General features: G+C 56.0%; 2 protein-coding genes. One reads left to right on the plus strand and one right to left on the minus strand.

The genetic code is table 11. The annotated features are described in order from the left end of the window. Nucleotides 1-199: 199 nt before the first annotated feature. Nucleotides 200-1,201, plus strand: coding sequence for a helix-turn-helix domain-containing protein (locus AC2FFA_RS22495; RefSeq protein WP_496853305.1), 1,002 nt, complete (start codon nucleotides 200-202; stop codon nucleotides 1,199-1,201). 69 nt (nucleotides 1,202-1,270) lie between these two features. On the opposite strand, the gene AC2FFA_RS22500 is transcribed toward AC2FFA_RS22495, so the two are convergent. Then, nucleotides 1,271-2,248, minus strand: a complete 978-nt coding sequence (locus AC2FFA_RS22500; RefSeq protein ID WP_117873554.1) for an HpcH/HpaI aldolase/citrate lyase family protein — start codon at nucleotides 2,246-2,248, stop codon at nucleotides 1,271-1,273. Nucleotides 2,249-2,350 lie beyond the last annotated feature (102 nt).

Below are 2,350 nucleotides of genomic sequence, written 5' to 3' on the forward strand. Positions count from 1 at the left end.
GGTCACCCGTCAACCGCGTCGACAACGCATACGGCGACAGAAACCTCGTCTGCACATGCCCCCCAATGGATGCATACGAAGAAGCCGCGGAATAGGTAGCTAGTCGTAGCAATCCGCTTCTTGCCCTGACGGATTGAAATCCAAGAAAGAGGGCAGCGTCCTGCGAGGCGCTGCTTCTTGCCAAATCGATGGAGGAACAATGAAACACTATGTCCTCGCAAATGATCGCGCCAACCTGGCAAAGACAGGGCCGGAGGTGCCCGAAAGACTAAAATACATCGATGTTATCCTAAGCGACGAGCGGGCGCTGGCATCGGCTGAAATCGTTGTTGAGTTCTATCACGCATTGAACAGCCTGGTCGAAGATTTCTCTTACGTGGTCAATCTCCGGGTGTCCGGAAATGACACCGTCGGCGGACCTCTCTATTGGGCGGGTCGTGCCGCGATTTTCTGGGGCGACCTGGAAAACAACTGGGACGTTGCCGGTCCGCGCAGAAGCTGGATCTCGCAAGTTCTTAACCTGTCTTCAAGGGCTGTTCTGGTCGGTGGAGCTGTCCTTCTTCTTGTGCAGTTGGGCAGAGCGGGTCGAAATGTCGTTGCGGTGCATCCGAACTTCGCCGCGGCCGCGCTGGAAAGCGGATTGGAAAGCTGCGGCACGGGGACTCATCTGGCCGCCGACGGGCGTCCGCACAGCGCGACCAGCAGATTGAGCGCGTTGAGATTGTTGTCTGAATTTGTGTCCATGGATCACGGAGAGCATATCGCGGACTCACTACGCAGCTATATTGGTCTAGCCGAACCCGTGCAAAAACACGAAAGCAGACTAGCCGCACGGTTGGTGCATAGGGCAAAAGGTGATCTTTTGGTCGTACGCACCCTGAATGCGATGCAGGAAAACATCGAAGATCCTCTGACGATTTCCGATCTCTCCCGCGTGCTCAAAACCTCAACACGGCAGCTGCAGCGACGGTTCCTGAGCAAAACCGGGGCAAAGCTGCTTTCGACATACAAAGAACTTCGGCTGGAACGCGCGCAAAGCCTGTTGCAGTTCACCAACATGTCGCAGATCGAAATCTCGGCAGCCACTGGTTTTTCATCAACCGTCGCTTTGAAACGTGCGTTTCAACGCAGCTACAGAACCAGCCCCGACGATGTTCGCAACAGTCGGTTCATGGGGACGATAGCATCGGGGAACGGCTAGCCATTATTCGGTTTCCGTAACTGTCGATGATATCGCGCGGACAGGATGCCCACGCAACTCTGGCTTGGTTCAGGCCGCCGCTATCTGGCTTGCCTTTTCCACCAGCACTTCGGCCTGACGGATTGATGCGTAGTCAATTAGTCGACCATCCAGCGAAACAGCGCCTTTTCCATCGGCTTCGGCCTCGGCCATGGCGACGAGAATTCGCTGTGCCTTGGTAACTTCAGCGTCGGACGGCGACATCACCTCATTGGCAAGTGCGATCTGGCTTGGATGAATGGCCCATTTGCCCTCGCAACCCAGAACAGCAGCGCGTTTTGCGGCAGCCTTGTATCCGTCAGGGTCCTGAAAATCACCAAAAGGTCCGTCAATCGGGCGCAGTCCGTTCGCGCGCGCCGCAACCACCATACGGGTCAGTGCATAATGCCACATGTCACCCCAATGGATCTGGCGCCCACCATCCGAATCCGCATCGGTCAAGACAGAGTAGTCCGGGTTCACACCGCCGATGATCGTGGTTCGCGCGCGGGTCGAAGCCGCATAGTCGGCCACGCCGAAGTGCAGGCTTTCATTGCGCTTTGATGCTGCCGCAATCTCACTGACATTCTGCATGCCAAGCGCGGTTTCGATGATGTGCTCGAATCCAATCCGTTTCTTATAGCCTCTGGCATCTTCGATCTGGGTGACAAGCATATCGACCGCGTAAACGTCAGCAGCAGTTCCGACCTTGGGGACCATGATCAGATCAAGGCGTTCACCAGCCTGTTCGACCACATCCACAACGTCACGGTACATATAGTGGGTGTCCAGACCATTGATCCGCACCGACATGGTCTTGTTGCCCCAGTCGATGTCGTTCAAGGCCTGAATGATGTTCCTGCGCGCCTGCTCCTTTTCGTCCGGTGCTACGGCGTCTTCCAAATCAAGGAAAATGACGTCGACATCGGATTTGGCTGCCTTTTCGAACATTCCGGGTTGGCTGCCGGGCACGGCCAATTCACTTCGGTTTAGACGGGCTGGGGCTTGGTCAATGGAATGAAAGCTCATGGGGTCGGGTCCTTCGTCTTAAAGATTCGGATAGATCGGGAATTTGGCGCAGAGGTCTGCGACTTCGGCCTTGACCTTGGCTTCGACAGCGCTGTTGCCGTC

Source organism: Ruegeria sp. YTSB088 (assembly GCF_059609825.1).